The sequence below is a fragment of the Roseateles amylovorans genome (assembly GCF_025398155.2).
In the GTDB taxonomy this organism is placed as follows: Bacteria; Pseudomonadota; Gammaproteobacteria; order Burkholderiales; family Burkholderiaceae_C; genus Roseateles; species Roseateles amylovorans.
Window position 1 is genome coordinate 3,551,999 of record NZ_CP104562.2, and the last position, 23,219, is coordinate 3,575,217.

Annotated in this window: 23 protein-coding genes and 1 tRNA gene; all 24 read right to left on the minus strand. The window is 64.9% G+C overall.

The window, feature by feature from the left end:
* Positions 1 to 6: 6 nt before the first annotated feature.
* The 24 genes from nuoH to N4261_RS14780 all read right to left on the minus strand — a co-directional run bounded on the left by nuoH (position 7) and on the right by N4261_RS14780 (position 23,031).
* Positions 7 to 1,101 carry an NADH-quinone oxidoreductase subunit NuoH gene (gene nuoH, locus N4261_RS14665; RefSeq protein ID WP_261756042.1) on the minus strand — a complete coding sequence of 365 codons (1,095 nt, stop codon included), beginning with the start codon at positions 1,099 to 1,101 and terminating at the stop codon, positions 7 to 9.
* Positions 1,102 to 1,114: 13 nt separating this feature from the next.
* Complete coding sequence (nuoG, locus tag N4261_RS14670; RefSeq protein WP_261756043.1) at positions 1,115 to 3,451, minus strand: NADH-quinone oxidoreductase subunit NuoG; 2,337 nt, start codon at positions 3,449 to 3,451, stop codon at positions 1,115 to 1,117.
* A gap of 22 nt (positions 3,452 to 3,473) precedes the next feature.
* A complete protein-coding gene (gene nuoF, locus N4261_RS14675) occupies positions 3,474 to 4,856 on the minus strand; it encodes an NADH-quinone oxidoreductase subunit NuoF (RefSeq protein ID WP_261756044.1) in 1,383 nt (460 codons plus the stop codon).
* Positions 4,857 to 4,866: 10 nt separating this feature from the next.
* Positions 4,867 to 5,394, minus strand: a complete 528-nt coding sequence (locus N4261_RS14680; protein ID WP_261756045.1) for an NADH-quinone oxidoreductase subunit NuoE family protein — start codon at positions 5,392 to 5,394, stop codon at positions 4,867 to 4,869.
* Positions 5,395 to 5,405: 11 nt separating this feature from the next.
* Positions 5,406 to 6,659, minus strand: coding sequence for an NADH-quinone oxidoreductase subunit D (locus tag N4261_RS14685; RefSeq protein WP_261756046.1), 1,254 nt, complete (start codon positions 6,657 to 6,659; stop codon positions 5,406 to 5,408).
* Positions 6,660 to 6,750: 91 nt separating this feature from the next.
* Complete coding sequence (locus tag N4261_RS14690; RefSeq protein ID WP_261756047.1) at positions 6,751 to 7,347, minus strand: NADH-quinone oxidoreductase subunit C; 597 nt, start codon at positions 7,345 to 7,347, stop codon at positions 6,751 to 6,753.
* A 24-nt stretch (positions 7,348 to 7,371) separates the two neighbouring features.
* Positions 7,372 to 7,848 carry a NuoB/complex I 20 kDa subunit family protein gene (locus tag N4261_RS14695; protein WP_067067101.1) on the minus strand — a complete coding sequence of 159 codons (477 nt, stop codon included), beginning with the start codon at positions 7,846 to 7,848 and terminating at the stop codon, positions 7,372 to 7,374.
* Between the two features lie 104 nt (positions 7,849 to 7,952).
* Positions 7,953 to 8,312, minus strand: a complete 360-nt coding sequence (locus tag N4261_RS14700; RefSeq protein ID WP_261756048.1) for an NADH-quinone oxidoreductase subunit A — start codon at positions 8,310 to 8,312, stop codon at positions 7,953 to 7,955.
* A 333-nt stretch (positions 8,313 to 8,645) separates the two neighbouring features.
* A tRNA-Leu gene (locus N4261_RS14705) sits at positions 8,646 to 8,730 on the minus strand.
* A gap of 135 nt (positions 8,731 to 8,865) precedes the next feature.
* Entirely contained in the window at positions 8,866 to 9,243 is a 378-nt protein-coding gene (secG, locus tag N4261_RS14710; RefSeq protein ID WP_261756049.1) for a preprotein translocase subunit SecG, read from the minus strand.
* 36 nt (positions 9,244 to 9,279) lie between these two features.
* Positions 9,280 to 10,020 carry a triose-phosphate isomerase gene (gene tpiA, locus N4261_RS14715; RefSeq protein ID WP_261756050.1) on the minus strand — a complete coding sequence of 247 codons (741 nt, stop codon included), beginning with the start codon at positions 10,018 to 10,020 and terminating at the stop codon, positions 9,280 to 9,282.
* Positions 10,021 to 10,071: 51 nt separating this feature from the next.
* Positions 10,072 to 11,058 carry an NAD(P)H-quinone oxidoreductase gene (locus N4261_RS14720; RefSeq protein WP_261756051.1) on the minus strand — a complete coding sequence of 329 codons (987 nt, stop codon included), beginning with the start codon at positions 11,056 to 11,058 and terminating at the stop codon, positions 10,072 to 10,074.
* Positions 11,059 to 11,063: 5 nt separating this feature from the next.
* Complete coding sequence (gene pnp / locus N4261_RS14725; RefSeq protein ID WP_261756052.1) at positions 11,064 to 13,205, minus strand: polyribonucleotide nucleotidyltransferase; 2,142 nt, start codon at positions 13,203 to 13,205, stop codon at positions 11,064 to 11,066.
* Between the two features lie 256 nt (positions 13,206 to 13,461).
* Positions 13,462 to 13,731, minus strand: coding sequence for a 30S ribosomal protein S15 (rpsO, locus tag N4261_RS14730; protein WP_261756053.1), 270 nt, complete (start codon positions 13,729 to 13,731; stop codon positions 13,462 to 13,464).
* Positions 13,732 to 14,137: 406 nt separating this feature from the next.
* Complete coding sequence (locus tag N4261_RS14735) at positions 14,138 to 15,382, minus strand: branched-chain amino acid ABC transporter substrate-binding protein (RefSeq protein ID WP_261760712.1); 1,245 nt, start codon at positions 15,380 to 15,382, stop codon at positions 14,138 to 14,140.
* 41 nt (positions 15,383 to 15,423) lie between these two features.
* The gene (tsaD, locus tag N4261_RS14740) at positions 15,424 to 16,464 is read right to left on the minus strand and encodes a tRNA (adenosine(37)-N6)-threonylcarbamoyltransferase complex transferase subunit TsaD (RefSeq protein WP_261756054.1); all 1,041 of its coding nucleotides are present in this window, start codon (positions 16,462 to 16,464) and stop codon (positions 15,424 to 15,426) included.
* Between the two features lie 24 nt (positions 16,465 to 16,488).
* Positions 16,489 to 16,827, minus strand: coding sequence for an ISC system 2Fe-2S type ferredoxin (gene fdx / locus N4261_RS14745; protein WP_261756055.1), 339 nt, complete (start codon positions 16,825 to 16,827; stop codon positions 16,489 to 16,491).
* Positions 16,828 to 16,972: 145 nt separating this feature from the next.
* Entirely contained in the window at positions 16,973 to 18,829 is a 1,857-nt protein-coding gene (hscA, locus tag N4261_RS14750) for a Fe-S protein assembly chaperone HscA (protein ID WP_261756056.1), read from the minus strand.
* Between the two features lie 129 nt (positions 18,830 to 18,958).
* The gene (hscB, locus tag N4261_RS14755) at positions 18,959 to 19,480 is read right to left on the minus strand and encodes a Fe-S protein assembly co-chaperone HscB (protein WP_261760713.1); all 522 of its coding nucleotides are present in this window, start codon (positions 19,478 to 19,480) and stop codon (positions 18,959 to 18,961) included.
* A 203-nt stretch (positions 19,481 to 19,683) separates the two neighbouring features.
* Positions 19,684 to 20,007 carry an iron-sulfur cluster assembly protein IscA gene (gene iscA / locus N4261_RS14760; protein ID WP_261756057.1) on the minus strand — a complete coding sequence of 108 codons (324 nt, stop codon included), beginning with the start codon at positions 20,005 to 20,007 and terminating at the stop codon, positions 19,684 to 19,686.
* Positions 20,008 to 20,014: 7 nt separating this feature from the next.
* Entirely contained in the window at positions 20,015 to 20,455 is a 441-nt protein-coding gene (iscU, locus tag N4261_RS14765; protein WP_261756058.1) for a Fe-S cluster assembly scaffold IscU, read from the minus strand.
* An 80-nt stretch (positions 20,456 to 20,535) separates the two neighbouring features.
* On the minus strand, positions 20,536 to 21,756 hold the full coding sequence (locus N4261_RS14770; protein WP_261756059.1) for an IscS subfamily cysteine desulfurase: 1,221 nt from the start codon (positions 21,754 to 21,756) through the stop codon (positions 20,536 to 20,538).
* Positions 21,757 to 21,862: 106 nt separating this feature from the next.
* On the minus strand, positions 21,863 to 22,396 hold the full coding sequence (locus tag N4261_RS14775) for a Fe-S cluster assembly transcription factor (protein WP_261756060.1): 534 nt from the start codon (positions 22,394 to 22,396) through the stop codon (positions 21,863 to 21,865).
* Between the two features lie 164 nt (positions 22,397 to 22,560).
* Entirely contained in the window at positions 22,561 to 23,031 is a 471-nt protein-coding gene (locus N4261_RS14780; protein WP_261756061.1) for a low molecular weight protein-tyrosine-phosphatase, read from the minus strand.
* Between the last annotated feature and the right edge of the window lie 188 nt (positions 23,032 to 23,219).

Sequence of the window (23,219 nt, forward strand, 5' to 3'; positions counted from 1 at the left end):
CTCGGATTACTTCCAGATATTGAACGGGGACTGGATCCACAGACCCACGACCACCAGCCAGATCAGCGTGATGGGGATGAAGATCTTCCAGCCCAGACGCATGATCTGGTCATAGCGGTAGCGCGGGAAGGTCGCGCGCACCCACAGGAAGCAGGTCACAACGAGGAAGGTCTTGAAGAACAGCCAGAACCAGTTCCAGAAGGCCATGGTCTGCTGGATGAAGGCCGGCGGGTCCATGCCCAGCAGGCTCCAGGAGATCGGGGCTGCCCAGCCGCCCAGGAACATCACCACGGCCAGGGCCGAGACGAGGATCATGTTGGCGTATTCGGCCAGGAAGAACATCGCGAACGACATGCCCGAGTACTCGATCATGTGGCCGGCCACGATCTCGGACTCGCCTTCCACCACGTCGAACGGGTGGCGGTTGGTCTCGGCCAGGCCGGAGATGAAGTACACGACGAAGATCGGCAGCAGCGGCAGCCAGTTCCAGGACAGGAAGCCCAGGCCCATCGACGCGAAGCGGCCCTGCTCCTGGCTCACCACGATGCTGGTCATGTTCATCGAGCCGGTGACCATGAGCACGATCACCAGGCAGAAGCCCATCGCGATTTCGTAGGACACCATCTGCGCCGAGGCCCGCAGCGCGCCCAGGAAGGCGTACTTCGAGTTCGAGGCCCAGCCGGCGATGATCACGCCGTAGACCTCCAGCGAGGTGATGGCCATCAGGAACAGCAGGCCGGCATTGACGTCGGCCACCGCCACGCCCGGGCCGAACGGCACCACCGCCCAGGCGGCCAGCGCCGGCATGATGGTCATGATCGGGCCGAGGAAGAACAGGCCCTTGTTGGCCGCTGCGGGGACGATGATCTCCTTGAAGATCAGCTTCACCGCATCGGCGATCGGGGTCAGCAGGCCGAACGGGCCGACACGGTTGGGACCGGGACGGATCTGCGACCAGCCGATGGCCTTGCGCTCCCACAGGGTCAGGTAAGCGACACAGCCGAGCAGCGGCAGGATGACCGCGACGATCTTGAGCACGCTCCAGATCACCGGCCAGAGCACGCCGAGGTGCGTGGCGCCGAGGTTGTACAGGTTTTCCATGGTCTTCTTGTCCTCAGGCCTTGGTCACCGCGATCGCACCGGTCAGCGCGCCCAGGGCCGCCGTCTCGGGGATGCCGGCGGGAATGCGCACCACGGTCGCAGGCAGGCTGGCGTCCAGTTGCGCGGCCAGCACGGCCTCGCCGCCGTCTTGCGACACCCGCACCTGGGCCGCCTTGTCGGCCAGGCCGAGGGCATTCCACAGGGCTTGCGGCAGGAAGGCCACCGCACCGTCGCGGCCGTCACGCGTGAGCTGCAGCGAGCTGGCGCGACGCACCAGCGCGTCGGTCGCGTAGATCGGCACCGCGGTCAGGCGCTCCAGGCCTTGCACCGGCGCTGCTGCGGCAGCGCTGGAGGCTTGGGAGGCCACGGCATTGCTCAGGCGCTCGCCGAGGTCCAGCGTCGAACCCAGCGCGGCGGTGCGTACTTGTTCGGAGCTGTCGAACTCGAAGCCCGACAGGCCCAGCAGGTTGCCCAGCACGCGCAGGATCTTCCAGCCCGGACGGGTCTCGCCGCGGGCCTTGACCACGCCGACGAAGCTCTGCAGCCGGCCTTCGGCGTTGACGAAGCTGCCGGAGGTCTCGGTGAACGGGGCGGTCGGCAGCAGCACGTCGGCGTAGTCCAGACCGCTCTTGAACGGGCTCAGGACCACGACCATCTCGGCCGCATGGATGGCCTTGCGGGCTGCGGCGGCATTCGCGCCATCGAGCACCGGATCGGTGTTCAGCAGCAGCAGCGCCTTGGCCGGCTGGTCGTTCAGCAGTTGGGCGGCGGTACGGCCGCCCTGCCCCGGCTGCGCATGCACCAGCTGGGCACCGACCGTGTTGGCCGCAGCGGAGAGCACACCGACGCTGGCGCCGGTCTGCTCGGCAATCCAGTTCGCCAGCGACAGCAAGGTCGCGGCCTGCGGATGCTGGATCGCGGCATTGCCGACCAGCACCGCCTTGCGCTCACCGGACAGCAAAGTCTCGGCGATGCGCTTGGCGGCGTCGGTGGCCTCGCCCTGCACCGGGGCGTTCACGCCCTTGGTGGTGGCGATGGCTGCAGCGATGTTGGCCAGTTCCTGAACCCAGGTGCTCGGCGCTGCCGTGATGCGCGATGCCACGCGCATCAGCCAGTCGTCCTCGACACCGCCCAGGGCAACGATCTGAGCGCCTTGGCGAGCGGCCTGGCGCAGGCGCTGCGCAAACAGCGGATGGTCCTTGCGCAGGAAGGAGCCCACGATGAAGGCGCGATCCAGTTGCGACAAGGCGGCGATCGACGAGCCCAGCCAGAAGGCCTTGCCGTCGGCGGCGCGCAGGGCGGGATCGACCACGCGCAGGCGGGTGTCGATGTTCTCGCTGCCCAGGCCGCGCACCAGCTTGGCCAGCAGATGCAGCTCCTCGACGGTGCTGTGCTCGGAGCCCAGCGCAGCGATGGATGCAGCACCCTTCTCCGTCTTGATCTGCTTCAGGCCATTGGCGACGTACTCCAGCGCGGTGGTCCAGTCCACCGGCTTCCACTCGCCGCCTTGCTTGAGCATCGGCGTGGTCAGGCGCTCGTCGCTGTTCAGGGCCTCATACGAGAAACGGTCGCGGTCGGCGATCCAGCACTCGTTGACGGCTTCGTTCTCCAGCGGGACGACACGCAGCACTTCGTTGTTCTTGACCTGCACGACCAGGTTGGCACCGGTCGAGTCATGCGGGCTGACGCTCTTGCGACGCGACAGTTCCCAGGTGCGGGCGCTGTAGCGGAAGGGCTTGCTGGTGAGCGCGCCGACCGGGCAGATGTCGATCATGTTGCCCGACAGCTCCGAGTCCACCGTGCGGCCGACGAAGGTCTGGATCTCGCTGTGCTCGCCGCGGTGGGCCATGCCCAGCTCCATCTGGCCGGCGATTTCCTGGCCGAAGCGGACGCAGCGGGTGCAGTGGATGCAGCGGCTCATCTCTTCCATCGAGATCAGCGGACCGACGTTCTTGTGGAACACCACCCGCTTCTCTTCCGAGTAGCGCGACTTGCCGGCGCCATAGCCCACGGCCAGATCCTGCAACTGGCATTCGCCGCCCTGATCGCAGATCGGACAGTCCAGCGGGTGATTGATCAGCAGGAATTCCATCACGCCCTGCTGGGCCTTGATGGCTTTGTCGCTCTTGGTGCGGACGATCATGCCCTGCGTGACCGGCGTGGCGCAGGCGGGCAGCGGCTTGGGCGCCTTCTCCACATCCACCAGGCACATGCGGCAGTTGGCCGCGATGCTCAGCTTCTTGTGATAGCAGAAATGCGGGATGTAGGTGCCGGCCTTCTCGGCCGCATGCATGACCATGCTGCCTTCGGGCACTTCGACCTTCTGGCCGTCGAGTTCGATTTCAACCATAGCTTGTTCTCAGCGGCTCCGGTCAGGCCAGCGCAGGCGACTGGGGCGTCTGCGCGGCTGGCGATCCTTGGGACTTGTTCTTCTGCGCCTGCTCGATCATCGCGACGAACTCTTGCTTGAAGTGCTTGAGCATGGCGCGCACCGGCATGGCCGCGGCATCGCCGAGGGCGCAGATGGTGCGGCCCTGGATGTTGTCGGCCACCGAATTCAGCAATTCGATGTCCTCGATGCGGCCCTGGCCGTGGGCAATGCGCTCGATCACGCGGTGCATCCAGCCGGTGCCTTCACGGCACGGGGTGCACTGGCCGCAGGACTCGTGCGCGTAGAAATAGGACAGGCGCAGCAGGCTGGTGACCATGCAACGGGTCTCGTCCATCACGATCACCGCGCCCGAGCCCAGCATCGAGCCGGCCTTGGCGATGGAGTCATAGTCCATCGTGCATTGCATCATGACGTCGGCCGGCAGCACCGGGGCGGACGAACCGCCAGGAATGACGGCCTTGAGCTTGCGACCACCGCGCACGCCGCCCGCCAGTTCGAGCAGCTTCTCGAACGAGGTGCCCAGCGGGATCTCGTAGTTGCCCGGACGCTCGACATCGCCGGAGATCGAGAAGATCTTGGTGCCGCCGTTGTTGGGCTTGCCGATCTCGAGGTAGGCCTGCCCGCCGTTGCGGATGATCCAGGGCACCGCCGCGAAGGTCTCGGTGTTGTTGATCGTGGTCGGCTTGCCGTACAGGCCGAACGAGGCCGGGAACGGCGGCTTGAAGCGCGGCTGGCCCTTCTTGCCTTCGAGCGACTCCAGCAGGGCCGTTTCTTCGCCGCAGATGTAGGCGCCGAAGCCGTGATGGCCGTGCAGTTGGAAGCTGAAATTGCTGCCCAGGATGTTGTCACCCAGCAGACCGGCGGCACGCGCTTCCTCCAGCGCCGCTTCGAAGCGTTCGTACACCTCGAAGATTTCGCCGTGGATGTAGTTGTAGCCGGTGCGGATGCCCATGGCGTACGCCGCAATCGCCATGCCTTCGATGACGATGTGCGGGTTGAACATCAGGATGTCGCGGTCCTTGCAGGTGCCGGGCTCGCCTTCATCCGAATTGCAGACCAGGTACTTCGCACCCGGGAACTGGCGGGGCATGAAGCTCCACTTGAGCCCGGTCGGAAAGCCGGCGCCGCCACGGCCGCGCAGCGCGGAGGCCTTGACCTCGGCAATCACCTGATCGGGCGTGAGCCCCTCGCCGCCATCCTTGCCCAGGATCTTGCGCAGCGCCTGATAGCCGCCACGGGCTTCGTAGTCCTTGAGCGACCAGTTGGACCCGTTCAGTCCGGCATAGATCTGCGGGCTGATGTTGCGCTCATGGAAGCAGGTCTCGACGCCGGTCGCCTGCCACTTGGAGAGATCGATGTTCATCCGAGTTCCCTCAGTTCTTGCCGGCGGCATGGGCTTTGAGCGCATCCACCAGTTCATCCAGACGCTGGTTGCTCATGAAGCTGACCATCTGACGATCGTTCACCAGCATCACCGGCGCGTCCGCGCAGGCGCCCAGGCATTCACTCTTCTGCACGGTGAAGAGGCCGTCGGCCGTGGTGCCGCCCTCCTCCACACCCAGCTTGCCGCACAGGTGCTCCAACGCCTTCTGCCCGTCGCGCAGCTGGCACGGGAGGTTGGTGCAGACGTTCAGCTTGAACTGGCCCAGCTTGCGCTGGTTGTACATGTTGTAGAAGGTCGTGACCTCGTAGACGGCGATCGCCGGCATGCCCAGGTAGTGGGCGATGGCGTCTTCGGCCTCGCGGGACACATAGCCCTGTTCCTGCTGGACGATGGACAGGCAGGCCATCACGGCCGATTGCGCCTGCTCGGCCGGGTACTTGGCCACTTCACGGGCGAAGCGGGCCTGGGTCGACGCGCTCAACACAAACCCGGTGCTCACAATTTCAGTGCTGCTCATGCGATCACCACTCAACGGTCAATTTCGCCGAACACGATGTCCATCGTGCCGATCACAGCGACGGCATCGGCAATCATGTGGCCGCGTGCCATCTCATCCAGTGCCGCCAGATGCGAATAGCCCGGCGCCCGGATCTTCAGGCGGTACGGCTTGTTCGCACCGTCGCTGATCAGGTAGATGCCGAACTCGCCCTTCGGATGCTCGACCGATGCATAGGCCTCGCCCTCGGGGACGCGGAAGCCTTCGGTGAACAGCTTGAAGTGGTGGATCAGCTCTTCCATGCTGGACTTCATCGCCACGCGCGAGGGCGGCGCCACCTTGTGGTTGTCGGTGATGACCGGTCCCGGATTGGCCTTGAGCCACTTCACGCACTGTTCGACGATGCGGCAGGACTGGCGCATCTCTTCCACCCGGACCACATAGCGGTCGTAGGTGTCGCCGTTGGTGCCGACGGGGATGTCGAAATCCATCTTGGCGTAGACGTCGTAGGGCTGCGTCTTGCGCGTGTCCCAGGCGATGCCGGAGCCACGCAGCATCGGGCCGGTCAGGCCCAGGTTCAGCGCACGTTCGGGCGACATCACGCCGATGCCCACGGTCCGCTGCTTCCAGATGCGGTTGTCGGTGAGCAGGGTTTCGTACTCGTCGACATTGGCGGGGAAGCGCTTGCAGAAGTCCTCGATGAAATCGAGCAACGAGCCTTGACGGTTCTCGTTGAGCTTCGCAATGGTCTTGGCGTTCTTGATCTTGCTGACCTGGTATTGCGGCATCGAGTCCGGCAGGTCGCGATAGACGCCACCCGGACGGAAGTAGGCCGCATGCATCCGGGCGCCGGAGACCGCTTCGTACATGTCGAAGATGTCCTCCCGCTCGCGGAAGCAGTAGATCAGGATGTTCATCGCGCCGCAGTCGATGCCGTGCGCCCCCAACCACAGCAGGTGGTTCAGGATGCGGGTCAGCTCGCCGAACATCACGCGGATGTACTGCGCACGCTCGGGCACCTCGATGCCCAGCATCTTTTCGATGGCCAGGCAGTACGCATGCTCGTTGGACATCATGGACACATAGTCCAGACGATCCATGTAGGGCAGCGACTGGATGAAGGTCTTGGTCTCTGCCAGCTTCTCGGTCGCACGGTGCAGCAGGCCGATGTGCGGATCAGCGCGCTGGATGACTTCGCCGTCCAGCTCCAGCACCAGGCGGAGCACGCCGTGCGCGGCCGGATGCTGGGGCCCGAAGTTCAGGGTGTAGTTCTTGATTTCGGCCATGGTCAGGACTCTCGCCGGGCCATCCCGAGGGAGGCCTTCGCCCCCGCGGGGGGCAAGGAAGCGGCAGCGCCGCGTGTGAGGGGGCGCATGTTCACAGCCCGCCGTAGTTGTCTTCGCGAATCACGCGAGGCGTGATCTCACGCGGCTCGATGGTCACCGGTTGGTAGATGACACGCTTTTGCTCGGGGTCGTAGCGCATTTCGACGTGGCCCGTCACCGGGAAGTCCTTGCGCATCGGATGGCCGATGAAACCGTAATCGGTCAGGATGCGACGAAGGTCTTCGTGACCTTCGAAGATGATCCCGTACATGTCGAACGCTTCGCGCTCGAACCAGTTGGCCGAGTTCCAGATCGGCGTGACCGCGGGCACGCTGGGGAAGTCGTCGTCGGTCGCGAAGACCTTCAGGCGCAGGCGCCAGTTCTTGTTGATCGACAGCAGATGGGACACGGCGGCGAAGCGCAGGCCTTCGTAGGCGCCGTCCTTGTAGGTGCTGTAGTCCACGCCGCAGAGGTCGATCAGTTGCTCGAAGCGCAGCTCCGAGTGATCGCGCAGCAGCTTGGCGACATTGAAGTAGTCCTTGGACGCGACGGTGATGGTGATCTCACCCAGTTCGCGCTTCAGCGACACGATCTGGCCGCCCAGGACGGACTCCAGCGCCGCCTGCAGGGTATCGAGTTTGATGCTCATGAGCTTGGCTTGCGTCGGTGCTGCTTAGCGGGCGATGGTGTTTTCGCGGCGAATCTTGGCCTGCAGTTGCAGGATGCCGTAGAGCAGCGCTTCGGCCGTGGGCGGACAGCCCGGGACGTAGACATCCACCGGCACGATCCGGTCGCAGCCGCGCACCACCGAGTAGCTGTAGTGGTAGTAGCCGCCACCGTTGGCGCAGGAGCCCATCGACAGGACCCAGCGCGGCTCGGCCATCTGGTCGTAGACCTTGCGCAGGGCCGGAGCCATCTTGTTGCACAGCGTGCCGGCCACGATCATCAGGTCGGACTGGCGCGGGCTGGGGCGAAACAGCATGCCGAAACGGTCGATGTCGTAGCGCGCAGCGCCCGCATGCATCATCTCGACCGCGCAGCAGGCCAGACCGAAGGTCATCGGCCACAACGAGCCGGTCTTGGACCAGTTCACCAGCTTGTCCAGCTGGGTGGTCATGAAGCCTTCCTTCAATACGCCTTCGTTACCCATATCGAATATCCAATCTGTCGAAGCCTTGCGGGACCGGCCAACGCCGACATCCCGGTTGGAGGCCCGCCGTCACCGACGCGAGCCCCTGCGCATTCAGCGGGAGATCACTCCCAATCCAGCGCGCCTTTTTTCCACTCGTAGGCGAAGCCCACGACCAGGATGCCCAGGAAGACCATCATCGCCCAGAAGCCTTCCGGGCCGATTTCGCGCAGCGACACCGCCCACGGGAACAGGAAGGCGATTTCGAGGTCGAAGAGGATGAAGAGAATGGCCACGAGGTAGTAGCGCACATCGAATTTCATGCGCGCGTCTTCAAAGGCCTCGAAGCCGCATTCGTAGGGGGAGTTCTTGGCCGCGTCAGGACGACGCGGGCCGGCCAGGAAGCCGAGAAGCTGAGGGGCGATACCCACGCCGGCGCCGACCAGGATGAAAAGGATGACGGGGAGGTATTGATCCAGGCTCACGATTTGCTCTTCGTTTGATGCCGGGTTTCTCGACCCTGGGGCCAGTCACATACCCAATATCCGGCAATACCCGGACTGGATACCGACGCCCCGTCGATCTCGATTCCCAACGGGCCACCGAAACCTGGTCGCAGCCGACCAACGATTCGGCAAAAGCAACGGGCGCGCCGCCAGCGATTGAATCAATCGCTCACGGACCGCGCCCGCCTTCGCCTTCCGAGATTCCCCATCGAGAGATCTCACAAGGCCCGACCTGCTTCAGATCTGATCTTCCGACCTGGGGCACGATGCCCCGAGGCTCGATCAATCAGGCTTTGACAGGCCGATTTATTTTGGTGCCGACGGCGAGACTCGAACTCGCACAGCTTTCGCCACTACCCCCTCAAGATAGCGTGTCTACCAATTTCACCACGTCGGCTTGATGTCACTGCTTCAGTGACTTTGTCTTTACGGCTAGCGCTGCAGACAGCCTCGAATTCTATACCGCTTTCTGACGCTCAATAAAGAACTCAGATGATTTTGTCGAGTGACTTGCGCCTGCCGCCCACATCCGTCAGTTCGAAGCGCCGGATGCCGGGGCTGCCGGATTCAGAGCCGCGCCAGGAGCAGCTTCAGAAGCCACCGGAGCCGGCGTCACCGCGCGCTCCAGCAGTTGCTCACCGGCAGACGGACCCGAACCCACGCCGCCTTCACGATGGCTGCCCATATAGGCCAGCGCCAACGTGCAGACAAAGAAGATCGTAGCGGCAACTGCGGTGCTGCGCGACAGGAAGTTGGCACTTCCCGTGGCACCGAAGAGACTGCCCGAAGCGCCACTACCGAAGGAAGCGCCCATGTCGGCGCCCTTGCCGTGCTGCACCAGCACCAAACCGATCATCGAGAGGGCTGCAACCAGTTGCAGCACCAGCACCAAATTCATCAACACTTGCATTTTGCTTCTTTCTCCACAAACCTTGAGACCGGCGGATCAGCCGGCAGCGCGGCAGATCGCCGCGAAATCAGCCGCCTTCAGCGCGGCGCCCCCGATGAGGCCTCCGTCGATGTCAGGCTGGGCAAACAGTTGAGCGGCGTTGTCAGGTTTGACGCTGCCGCCATACAGGATCTGCATCTGCTCGGCCTTCTGCGTCGCCGCGCGCAGCTGCTGACGCAGCAGCGCATGCACCTGCTGCGCCTGCTCCGGCGTGGCCGTCAGGCCGGTGCCGATCGCCCACACCGGCTCGTAAGCCAGGACGATCTCACCAATGCAATGGGTGAGCGTATGGATCACGGCCGCGAGTTGGCGCTTGACCACCTCTTCCGTGCGACCCGCCTCGCGCTCAGCCAGCGTCTCGCCCACGCAGACGATCGGCGTCACACCGTGCGCCAGCGCGGCCTTGGCCTTGTCGGCCACCAGTTGATCGCTCTCCTGGTGATAGGCGCGACGCTCCGAATGACCCACGATGGCATAGCGGCAGCCCAGGTCCGCCAGCATGGCCGAGGACACTTCACCGGTGTAGGCGCCCTGCTCATGGGTGGAGCAATCCTGCGCGCCATAGCTGACCAGTTGCCCAGTCAAGGCCAGTGCCGTGTCGGTGATGTAGGGGAACGGCACACAGACCGCCACCTGGGCGTTCCAAGGACCGGCCTCCTTCAGGCCCGCCAGCAGCACGGCATTGGACGCACGACTGCCATGCATCTTCCAGTTGCCGACCACCAGTTTCTTGCGCATCAGAACCACTCCGTTAAAACTTGATCGCCGTGACTGCCTGCAGCCACAGCCTCACCAGGTCAGCACGATCTTGCCGACGTGCTCACCGGATTCCATCAAGGCATGCGCCGCCGCAGCGTCTGCCGCCGGCAATTGCCGATAGATGATCGGACCGATCACGCGCCGCTCCAGCAAGGGCCAGACGCGCTCCCGAAGGGCGCGCGCAATGCCCGCCTTGAACGCCACCGGACGCGCACGGAGCGTGGAGCCGGTGATCGTCAGCCGACGACGCAACACCTGCCCCGCATCGAACTCGGCCTTGACGCCGCCTTGCACCGCGATGATGACCGCACGGCCATCGTCCGCCAGACACTGGATGTTGCGAGCGACATAGTCACCCGCCACCATGTCCAGAATGACATCCACACCGCGATCGCCGGTGGCCGCCTTCACCTCGGCGACGAAGTCCTGTTCCCGGTAGGTGATCGCCACATCGGCGCCCAGCGCCAGACAGGCCTTCGCCTTGTCCGCACTGCCGACGGTCACCAGCACGGTCGACCCCAGCGCCTTGGCGATCTGGATCGCCGTGACGCCAATGCCGCTGCTGCCGCCATGCACCAGCAGGCTCTCGCCCGGCTGCAGGCGGGCCCGCTCGAAGACATTGCTCCACACGGTGAAGAAGGTCTCCGGCAGGCTCGCCGCCTCGTCCATGCGCCAGCCGGCCGGCACCGGCAGGCATTGCACCACCGGTGCGACGCACAGCTCGGCATAGCCACCACCCGCGACCAGCGCGCAGACGGCATCGCCCACCTTCAGGCCAGCCTCGGCCAGCGCGGCGGCATCGCCAGAGACGATCTCACCCGCCACCTCCAGACCCGGCAGGTCACTGGCGCCCGCCGGAGGCGGATAGGCACCCTTGCGCTGCAGGACATCAGGACGGTTGATGCCGTAGGCGTGTACCCGGATCAAGCACTCCCCTGCCCCGGCGACGGGATCAGGGCGCTCGACCAGTTGCAACACCTCCGGACCACCCGGGTGGCTGATGGCGATCGCCTTCATGACGATTACTCGCCCTGGCCTTCCGGTGCCGAGTGCGCGTGCTGAGGCGCTGCATCACGGTCCAGCAGTGCCTTCATCGACAGCTTGATGCGACCCTTTTCGTCCGTCTCGAGGACCTTGACCTTGACGATCTGGCCTTCGCTCAGGAAGTCGGTCACCTTCTCGACGCGCTGATGGGCGATCTGGCTGATGTGCAGCAGACCGTCCTTGCCCGGCAGGATGTTGACCAGGGCACCGAAGTCGAGGATCTTGGTGACCGCGCCTTCGTAGACCTTGCCGATTTCGGCTTCAGCGGTGATTTCGGCGATGCGCTTCTTGGCGATCTCAGCCTTGGCGCCGTCGGTGGAGGCGATGGTGATCGTGCCGTCTTCGGCGATGTCGATCTGCGTGCCGGTTTCCTCGGTCAGCGCACGAATGGTCGCGCCGCCCTTGCCGATCACGTCACGGATCTTTTCCGGATTGATCTTCATCGTGTACAGGCGAGGCGCGAACTGCGAGATCTCGGCATTGGCCGAACCCATCGCACCGACCATCTTGTCCAGGATGTGCAGACGCGCTTCCTTGGCCTGAGCCAGGGCGACCTGCATGATTTCCTTGGTGATGCCTTGGATCTTGATGTCCATCTGCAGCGCGGTGATGCCGGTGGTGGTGCCCGCGACCTTGAAGTCCATGTCGCCGAGGTGATCTTCATCACCCAGGATGTCGGTCAACACGGCGAAGCGGTTGGCATCCTTGATCAGACCCATGGCGATGCCGGCGACGTGCGCCTTCAGCGGCACGCCAGCATCCAGCAGCGACAGGCAGCCGCCGCAGACCGACGCCATCGACGACGATCCATTGGACTCGGTGATTTCCGAGACCACGCGGATCGAGTACGGGAAGTCTTCCTTGGTCGGCAGCACCGCGACCAGCGCGCGCTTGGCCAGGCGGCCGTGACCGATTTCGCGGCGCTTCGGGCTGCCCACGCGACCGGTTTCGCCGGTGGCGAACGGAGGCATGTTGTAGTGCAGCATGAAGCGCTCGGAGTACTCGCCGGCCAGCGCGTCGATGACTTGCGCGTCACGGTCGGTACCCAGCGTCGCCGCCACCAGGGCCTGCGTCTCGCCACGAGTGAACAGTGCAGAGCCGTGGGCGCGCGGCAACACGCTGTTGCGGATCTCGATCGGGCGGACGGTGCGGGTGTCGCGACCATCGATGCGCGGCTCGCCGGCCAGGATCTGGCTGCGGACGATGCGGGCTTCGATCTCGAACAGCAGACCATCGACCTCGACGCCGTCGAAGGTCACGCCTTCAGCCGTCAGGGCCGCCTTGACCTGCGAATAGGCATCGCGGCAAGCCTGGGTGCGGGCTTGCTTGGAGCGGATCTGGTAGGCCGCGCGCAGCGACTCTTCAGCCAGCGCGGTGACCTTGGCGATGAACGGCTCGTCCTTGGCCGGGGCGACCCAGTCCCAGGAGGCCTTGCCGGCTTCACGGACCAGCTCATTGATCGCGGCGATCGCGATGCGACCTTGCTCATGGCCGTAGACCACGCCGCCCAGCATGATGTCTTCGCTCAGCTGATCGGCTTCGGATTCGACCATCAGCACGGCGCCTTCGGTGCCGGCAACCACCAGATCCAGCTTGGAATCCAGCAGTTGGGTCTTGCCCGGGTTCAGCACGTATTCGCCGTTGATGTAGCCCACGCGGGCGGCACCGATCGGGCCGTTGAACGGGATGCCGGAGATCGACAGCGCAGCGCTCGTGGCGATCAGCGCGGCGATGTCGGCCTGGACTTCCGGATTCAGCGACAGGGTGTGAACGACGACCTGGACTTCATTGAAGAAGCCTTCGGGGAACAGCGGACGAATCGGGCGATCGATCAGGCGCGAGGTCAGGGTCTCCAGCTCGCTGGGACGGCCTTCACGCTTGAAGAAGCTGCCAGGGATCTTGCCGGCCGCGTAGGTCTTCTCGATGTAGTCGACGGTCAGCGGGAAGAAATCCTGGCCGGCCTTGGGGGCCGACTTCGCGACCACGGTGGCCAGCACCACGGTGTCTTCGATGTTCACCAGCACGGCACCGCTGGATTGACGGGCGATCTCGCCGGTCTCCATCGTGACTTGATGGGGGCCCCACTGGAAGCTCTTGACGACCTTGTTGAACATGCTCATTGCATCTCCTCAGTTTGTGCGACCGCTTGCGGTGCGGTGCGAAATACCGGGAGTGAAGCTGGGTTTGGCGGGATGCCATTCCAGAGCGCCTGCTTCGTCGGCCGTCCGACCAAGCGCGTTGGAATGACACAGCAGCGCCACGTCAACTCGACTCCAAGGTGATTGAACCACCCGAATCCGCGCAGCGGGTCGGGCGTTCAGAAACGACAAAGAGCCTGTTGGGTCTCCAGACAGGCTCTTTGCTTTCATGCGCAGATTACTTGCGCAGACCCAGCTTCTGGATCAGCGCGGTGTAGCGGGCTGCGTCCTTGTTCTTCAGGTAGGCCAGCAGGCTCTTGCGCTGGTTGACCATCTTCAGCAGACCGCGACGGCCGTGGTGGTCCTTGGCGTGCAGCTTGAAGTGGGGGGTCAGCTCGTTGATGCGAGCGGTCAGCAGGGCGACCTGGACTTCGGGGGATCCCGTGTCGTTGGCGCTGCGGGCGTTGGCCTTGACGATGTCAGCCTTGCTCAGATCGGCGATGGACATGATGCGTTCCTTGTTCCGGAATGGTTCGGAAGGTCCGCTGGCATAGCCAAATCAGGCATCAGGTGCGCAGACGGTTTCCGAGGTTGACTTGCGGTCACAGGTGAAACCGACCCGTGCCGTGCTAGTTGTCCCCGCCCAGGGTTCCAGGCGGAAACAGCGCGCAGTATACATAACAACGGTGAGCGGCAGCGCGGCCGGATGCGACCTAGTCGACGAGCGCGCCCGATGAAGCCCCTCCGGCGCTCCCTCCGACCGCCACTCAGCCGCGATCCAGACCCGACCATCAGCCTTCAGCCTTCATCCGGCTGCCAGCCAGCCACCAACCAGCCGCCAGCGTCCTGCCAGCCATCAGCCGGCGATCAGCCAGCCCCGATTGCACTGACAAGCGCCACCTGCGCAGACCGACTCACTCCGGACGGCGCATCCGGCACGCCGTCGGCTGCTGCGCCTGACCCGCCTCCAGGTACCGCAGCGTGCGGAAGCCGACCCCGGAGCCTTCATTGTCATGCGGCACTCCGGCTTCGCCCACTCGCCGCATCACGCTCACATACAGCGGCTGCTGGAGCTGGTGGTCCGTGGGACGCATCCAGCCTTGATGCGCCACACCCAGCGGCCGGCCATCCAGCCGCAGACCCTCCAGGGCTTTCGCGACGCGGATGGGATCATCGCTGCCGGCCTTCTCCATCGCGGCCACCAGCATCTCCACCATCAATTGCATCCGCGCATGCAGATAGTCGTGCTCCGGCTTCGGAAACCGCTGCCGAAACGCGGCATAGAAGCGCTCCGAATCCGGCGTTCCGACGTTGGGATGCCATTCCGCCACCGCCAGGACCCGGTCGACACCCGCCTCACCCAGCACACCAGGCACACCCAGAGCGTTGCCGTAGAAGGTGTAGAAGCGCGTGTCCAGTCCCAGGTCCTTGGCCGCCTTGATTAGCAAAGTCAGATCGTTGCCCCAGTTGCCGGTGAGCACCGCCTGAGCTCCGCTGCTGCGGATCTTCGAGGCATAGGGCATGAAGTCCTTCACCCGGCCAAGGGGGTGCAGGTCGTCGCCGACGATCTGCAAGTCCGGACGGCGCTGAGCCAGCATCGCCCTCGCCTGCCGCTGCAGATGCTGACCGAAGCTGTAGTCCTGGTTGATCAGGTAGAGCGTCTTGAGCTGGCGATCCTGCGCAATCACCTCCACCAGGGCGGCCAGGCGCATGTCGGTGTCGGCATCGAAGCGGAAGTGCCAGAAGCTGCATTGCGCGTTGGTGAGCGCAGGGTCGACGGCCGCGTAGTTCAGAAAGAGCGCGCGATGCTCAGGTTCCCGGGCGTTGTGCTTGTCGAGTGCCGCAATCAGCGCGCCCGCTACCGCGGAGCTGTTGCCCTGAAGCACCACCCGCACCCCCTGGTCGGTGGCCGCGCGCAGCATCGACAGCGACTCCTCGACCGAGCCCTTGCTGTCAAACCGCAGCAGCGCGAGGGGCCGCGCCCCACCCGGCAACTTCACGCCGCCACGGGCATTGATGCGCTCGGTCGCCCAGACCAGATTGCGAAACACCGCCTCGCCGCCGTTGCCCAGCGGCCCGGACAACCCTTCGATCAACGCCAACCGGATCGGCTCTGCGGCGCTGACGCTCGACGGCAGCGCCGACGCCATCGCCACCATCGCGGCGGCCAGCAGCGCCACGGCACCCCTGCCCTGCGGTCTCACAGCAGCGCCAGGTCCCAACGCGGCCGCACCTCGAAGCCTCCACCGCGGGTCAGACTCGCCATGTCGCGCTGCAAGCGAAGGCCAGCCGCCAGCGCAATCATGGCGCCGTTGTCGGTACACAGATGAAGCTCCGGATAGTGCACCCGCACCCGGCGTTTGTCGCAGGCCGCATTCAGGACCTCGCGCAAGGACTTGTTGGCACCGACGCCGCCCGCCACCACCAGCCGCTTTAGGCCGGTCTCCTTCAACGCCAGCAGCGACTTCTTGACCAGCACTTCGACGATCGCCGCCTGTGTGGACGCCGCCAGATCCGCACGTTGCCCGTCGGTCATGCCGCCGGCCTGCTGCTCCAGCTTGCGCACCTGGGTGAGCACGGCCGTCTTCAATCCCGCGAAACTGAAGTCCGGCTTGCCGCTGTGCAGCAACGGGCGCGGCAAGGCATAGGCGTCATCGCAGCCGGATTCAGCCAGACGGGACAGGTGCGGTCCGCCCGGATAGGGCAAACCCATCAGCTTGGCGGACTTGTCGAAGGCTTCGCCAGCAGCGTCGTCGATGGTTTCACCCAGCAGTTCATAGGTGCCGACATCATCCACCCGCATCAGCTGGGTATGCCCACCAGACACCAGCAAGGCCACGAACGGGAACTCCGGCGGATCGGCCGACAGGAACGGCGAGAGCAGATGCCCCTCCAGGTGATGGACGCCCATCACCGGCCGGTCCAGCGCCGCACCCAAGGAGGCCGCGACACCCGCCCCCACCAGCAGCGCACCGGCCAGCCCGGGGCCCTGGGTATAGGCCACCACATCCACGTCGGACAGCGACAGCCCCGAGCCCGCCAGGACCTCCCGGGTCAGCGGCAGCACACGCCGGATGTGGTCGCGCGAGGCCAGCTCCGGCACCACACCGCCGTAGGCCTGATGCATGCTGATCTGGCTGTGCAGCGCATGCGCGAGCAGGCGCGGGACGCCGTCGCCGGACGCGTCGACCAGCGCCACGCCGGTTTCGTCGCAAGAGGATTCGATGCCCAGGACACGCATGAGGTCAGTCGCTCCGGCGGCGGATCAGTGGTTTTCCTTGGCGTGATTGATGGAGTACTTGGGGATCTCCACCGTCACATCCTTGTTGGACAGGATCGCCTGGCAGGCCAGGCGCGAATTCGGCTCCAGCCCCCAGGCCCGATCCAGCATGTCTTCTTCGTTCTCCTCCATCTCGGAGAGCGAGGCAAAGCCCTCGCGAACGATCACGTGGCAGGTGGTGCAGGCACAGACCTGGTCGCACGCATGCTCGATGTCCACATGATGATCCAGCAGCGCCTCGCAGATGGACGTGCCGGACGGCGCCTCGATGGTCTTGCCCTCGGGCGCGTATTCGGGATGGGGGAGGATCTTGATGACGGGCATGGGAGAGGTCCTTGGGGCTTGCTGCTGCTGGCGTCCGGCGTCGCTGTGCGTCGTTCCGTGTCGTTGTGCGTCAGGCTGCGGCGTTGTGCGGCGTTGTGCGGCGTTGTGCGTCGTTGCGTGTGCTGAGGGCGAGATGATCAGGCCGTCAGACCTGATCAATGCTGCGTCCGGTCAAAGCTTGCTGGATGCCGCGATTCATCCGCGCGGCAGCGAAACCTTCCGTGCCTTTGGCCAGGGCTTCGACCGACGCATTGATGGCGTCGGCGTCCTCGCCCTGGGCCAGGGCCCGCACCTCGGCCTCCAGCGTCGCGATCGCGGCCCGCTCACCGTCCTCGAGCAGATCGCCATCGGCCTGCAAAGCGGAAGCGGTGGCCAGCAGCATGCGCTCGGCATCCACCCGGGCCTCGCGCAACTTGCGCGCCAGCATGTCGGATTCTGCGCTGGCGAACCCTTCCCGCAGCATGCCGGCGATCTGGTCGTCCGACAGGCCGTAACTCGGCTTGACCTGCACAGCGGCTTCCACGCCGGAGCCCAGCTCGCGGGCGGACACGCTCAGCAGGCCATCCGCATCCACCTGGAAGGTCACCCGGATCCGGGCGGCACCGGCGGCCATCGGCGGAATGCCGCGCAGCTCGAAGCGCGCCAGCGACCGGCATTCGCTCACCAGCTCACGCTCGCCCTGCAACACATGAACCGCCAGCGCGGTCTGGCCATCCTTGAAGGTGGTGAAGTCCTGGGCCTTGGCCACCGGGATGGTCGCGTTGCGCTCGATGATGCGTTCCACCAGCCCACCCATGGTCTCCAGACCGAGCGACAACGGAATCACATCCAGCAGCAGGATGTCGCCTTCGGCACTGTTGCCGGCCAACTGATTGGCCTGCACGGCCGCGCCCAGAGCGACGACCTCATCCGGATTCAGGTTGGTCAGCACCTCGCGACCGAACAGTTCGCCCACCACGCGGCGCACGATCGGCATGCGGGTGGATCCGCCCACCATCACCGTGCCCTGCACCTCGGCTGCGGACACCCGGGCATCGCGCAGCACGCGGCGCACCGCCGACAGCGTCTTGGCCACCAGTGGCTGCGCCAGGGCGTCGAACTGCTCGCGGGACACCTCGACCTTCAACGGGCCGACGTCCAGCGCACTGCTCAAGACCACCTGATCGGCATCGGTCAGCGCCTCCTTGGCCGCCCGCGCAGCGACCAGCACGCGACGCTTGTCCTGCGCGCTCTCCACCGTCAGCCCCGCCTGCGCCAAGGCCCAATCGGCCAGCAGGCGATCGAAGTCGTCGCCGCCGAGCTGGGCGTCGCCGCCGGTGGCCACCACCTCGAAGACACCGCGTGTCAACCGCAGCAGGGAGATGTCGAAGGTGCCGCCGCCCAGGTCGTAGACGGCATAGAGACCCTCGCTGCCGTTGTCCAGGCCGTAGGCGATGGCCGCCGCCGTTGGCTCATTGATCAGACGCAGCACATTCAGGCCGGCCAACTGGGCGGCGTCCTTGGTGGCTTGGCGCTGGGCGTCGTCGAAATAGGCCGGGACGGTGATGACGGCGCCGAACAGGTCGTCATTGAAGGTGTCCTCAGCGCGTTGGCGCAGCGTGGCGAGGATCTCCGCAGAAACTTCCACCGGCGACTTCGACCCCTCGCGCGTGGCGATGCTGAGCATGCCGGGCGTGTCGTCGAATCGGTACGGCAGCTTGTCGCGGTTGGCGATGTCCTCCACCCGACGCCCCATGAAGCGCTTGACCGACACGATGGTGTTCTCGGGATCCTCCGCCTGAGCGGCCAGGGCCTCGAACCCGATCTGCCGGCGACCCTCGGGCAGCACCCGCACCGCCGAGGGCAGGATCACCCGCCCCTGGTCGTCCGGCAGGCACTCGGCCACGCCATTGCGAAGCGAAGCCACCAGCGAGTGGGTGGTGCCAAGGTCGATGCCCACAGCAATGCGACGCTGATGCGGATCAGGCGACGCGCCGGGTTCGGAAATCTGAAGCAAGGCCATGGTTGTGTCTGGATCTCAACGCTGAGTCGATGCGCCGGGTCGGCGCTTGTTGTTGTCAATGCATCGCGGGCTGCGGGCTGCGGGCCGACCTTCCCGACGCCGTCCCGCCACCGGCGGCTGGCCGCCCGGTCAGGCTTGCTCGATGGCTTCCAGGCGCCGGTCGATGTCGGCGCGAAAACGGGTCAGGAACATCAGGGCACGCACCGACTCGGACGCGGCGGCGGGATTCTGGTCGTCGTCCAACTGACGCGCGGCCTGGGCCAGCAGCGACTGTTCCCGCTCGGCCACCTGACGGTCGATGCGCTGGATAGCCTCGGCGTCCTTCGCTTCATCCATCGCTTCGCGCCACTCCATCTGCTCCATCAGGAAGGCTGCGGGCATCCGGGTGTTTTCGTTGGCCTGCAGCGGTGCGCCGCGCAATTCACAGAGGTAGGCCGCACGCTTGAGCGGATCGCGCAGGCGCTGATGTGCTTCATTCACCCGCAGGGACCACTGCATGGCCAGCCGTTGGGAGGCGACACCGTCGGCGGCGAACCGATCCGGATGCACCTTGGCCACCAGCGCTTTCCACCGCGCGGCGATGTCGGCACTGTCCTGGGCAAATTGCTGCGGCAGACCGAAGAGGCTGAAGTCGTCGTCGTCGAGTTTCACGGTATTCACGCCGTCAAGGCGCCTGCAAACCAAGCATCAGAGTGAAGGCGCTGGGTCAGCGTCCATTGGGGGATGAGACCTTGCGCGCACCCCAGCCGGCGGCTCACCTCCCTGCTGCAGCGAAGACGGCCAAGAAAAAGGCGCGGCATCCACGCCGCGCCAATGTCCGACCCTGTCCCGACGCGCCCCCGAGGAGGCGGCACTCAGACGCGGAAGGATTCGCCGCAGCCGCAGCGGTCCTTTTCCCGTGGATTGCGGAACTTGAAGCCCTCATTGAGGCCTTCGCGCACGAAATCCAGCTCGGTGCCATCCAGGTAGGGCAGGCTCTTCGGATCGATGAGCACCTTCACGCCGTGGCCTTCGAAGACCACATCGTCCGGGGTCACCTCATCGGCATATTCCAGCTTGTAGGCCAGGCCGGAGCAGCCGGTGGTCTTCACACCCAGTCGCACGCCCACGCCACGGCCACGCTTGCTGATGTAGCGCGTGACGTGGCGGGCAGCCGCTTCGGTCAGAGTGACGGACATGTCGACCTCAGGCCGTCGCGGTCGCGTCGACAGCAGCACCCGCGGTCGCCGAAGCGGCGCTGCCGGTGTGGTGTCGGGCACGGTAATCATCCACCGCCGCCTTGATCGCGTCTTCGGCCAGGATGGAGCAATGGATCTTCACTGGCGGCAGCGCGAGCTCTTCCGCGATGTGGGTGTTCTTGATCGACAGCGCTTCGTCCAGGCTCTTGCCCTTGACCCATTCGGTCACCAGCGAGCTCGACGCAATCGCGGAGCCGCAACCGTAGGTCTTGAACTTTGCGTCCTCGATCAGGCCCGTGGCCGGGTTCACCTTGATCTGCAGCTTCATCACGTCGCCGCAGGCGGGTGCGCCCACCATGCCGGTACCGATGGTGTCGTCGCCCTTGTCGAAGGCGCCGACATTGCGGGGATTTTCGTAGTGGTCGATGACCTTGTCGCTGTATGCCATGGCTGTTTCTCCAACGTCTTGTTTATGCGTTCACTGCGTTCACGCGGACCGCTTGTCGCTTGATGCCTGATGTGGGACGCTCAATGCGCCGCCCACTGGATGGTGCTGATGTCGACGCCATCCTTGTACATGTCCCACAAGGGCGACAAATCGCGCAGCTTGGCCACGCGGTCCTTCAGCAGCGAGACGGCGTAATCGATTTCTTCCTCGGTCGTGAAGCGACCGATCGTCATCCGAAGCGACGAGTGCGCCAGCTCATCGCTGCGACCCAAGGCACGCAGCACGTAGCTGGGCTCCAGGCTCGCGGAGGTGCAGGCCGATCCCGACGACACGGCAATGCCCTTGATGCCCATGATCAACGACTCGCCTTCCACATAATTGAAGGAGGCATTGACGTTGTGCGGCACCCGACGGGTCATGTCGCCGTTGATGAACACCTGCTCGATGTCCTTCAGCCCGTCCAGCAGACGCTGTTGCAGCGCCTTGATGCGCGGCAGCTCGGTCGCCATTTCTTCCCGCGCGATGCGGAAGGCTTCGCCCATGCCCACGATCTGGTGTGTCGGCAATGTGCCGGAACGCAGACCGCGTTCGTGACCGCCACCGTGCATCTGCGCTTCCAGACGCACCCGCGGCTTGCGACGCACATACAGCGCGCCGATGCCCTTCGGGCCGTAGGACTTGTGCGAGGCCAGGCTCATCAGGTCGACCGGCAGCGTCGCCAGGTCAATTTCCACCTTGCCGGTCGCCTGGGCGGCGTCGACGTGGAACACGATGCCCTTCTCACGGCACAGCGCGCCGATGGTCGGGATGTCCTGGATCACGCCGATCTCGTTGTTCACGAACATCACCGAGATCAGGATCGTGTCGGGGCGGATCGCCGCTTTGAGGGCTTCCAAATCCAGCAGTCCGTCTTCCTGGACATCGAGGTAGGTCACCTCGAAGCCTTGGCGCTCCAGCTCACGCGTGGTGTCCAGCACCGCCTTGTGCTCGGTCTTGACGGTGATCAGATGCTTGCCGCGACTCTGGTAGAAGTGCGCAGCACCTTTGATCGCCAGGTTGTTGGACTCGGTCGCGCCGGAGGTCCAGACAATTTCACGCGGATCCGCGCCGATCAGTTTGGCGACTTCGATGCGCGCCTTCTCGACGGCCTCTTCCGCCTCCCAGCCCCAGGCATGACTGCGCGAAGCCGGGTTGCCGAAATGTTCGCGCAACCACGGGATCATCGCGTCGACGACGCGCGGATCCACCGGCGTGGTGGCGCCGTAGTCCATGTAAATGGGGAAATGCGGGGTCATGTCCATGGGATAGCTTCTTCTTCTGACCAACTGGTACGGAAACTGGCGCTTGCAGTCACATCCGCCCATCGTGGCCCGTCGTGGCCCGACGGCCCGGCGGAGGACCGATGGCCTACTTGCTCAGGGCATTGCCCAGTGCAAACACGGAATTGGGTGCGGTGATGCGGATCGGCTTGACGACCGGCGTGCTGGAGATCGCGCGCTTGATCGGGGCTTCTTCCACAGTGACGCCCTTGGCCAGCTGGTCATCCACCAGCTTGCGCAGCGTGACCGAGTCGAGATACTCGATCATCTTGTTGTTCAGCGCGGTCCACAGGTCGTGCGTGATGCAGCGGCCGGTGTCGTCACCCATGCAATTTTCCTTGCCGCCGCAGCCGGTGGCATCGATCGGCTCGTCGACCGCCACGATGATGTCGGCCACGGTGATCTCATCGGAACGCCGGCCCAGCGAGTAACCTCCGCCGGGACCTCGGGTGCTTTCGACCAGTTGGTGACGGCGCAGTTTGCCGAACAGCTGTTCCAGGTAGGACAGCGAGATCTGCTGGCGTTGGCTGATGGCCGCGAGTGCGACCGGGCCGCCGTTTTCACGGAGCGCCAGATCAATCATCGCGGTGACAGCAAAACGACCTTTGGTGGTGAGACGCATCGAACTTCTCCTTGGCCGGTGAAGGCAGCAGGACCTTGAAGCGGCAGCCCGGCGACCCCGGACCGACTCACGAAGCAGGGTTAACCCCTCGCTATAGGTGAGCATTCTACTCGGGTAAGCAAAAGCTTGCTCGGGTTACCCCCGACACGCGCCCGGAGGCGCGATCAAGGGCCGATGCGGGCGACGATTTGCTGCGCCAGACGCTCGCAACCCTGCTCGATTCGGTCAAGCACATCCTCAAAGCCGTCCGGGCCGCCGTAGTAGGGATCGGGGATCTCGACCTCGCCGGGGAGCAGCCCCAGCCGGTGCTGGAGGGGCGCTGGGCAGCGACGGCGCAATTCACGCAGGTGCCCGGCGTCCATGGCCACGATCAGATCGAAGCGCTCGAAATCATTCGGGCGAAGCGCGCGCGCCCGTTGGCCGGAGAGCTCGTAGCCCCTCTTTCGGGCATGGTCTTGGCTGCGAGGATCCGGAGGCTCCCCAGCGTGCCAGCCCTGCACGCCGGCCGAGTCAATGTGGACTCGGTCCGCCCATCCCAGCGACGACAGCTTCGAGCGAAGCACGCCTTCAGCGGTGGGCGACCGGCAGATGTTTCCGGTGCAGACGAAGAGAACAGACAGATCAACGCTGGACATGGTGAGATTCTCCAGGCCTGCATCGTCTTTACAAACTGTCAACCCGCCGCTATCGCAGCCACGATGACCCTTCCGCGGACGTCGCGTGCCTGGATTTCAGGGCATGCTGTGCCGGCAACCATTCCTCATCCAAGCAGCTCGGCACCTCAACAGTCCGGCAGCTCAACAGTTCGGCAGCCCAACAGTCA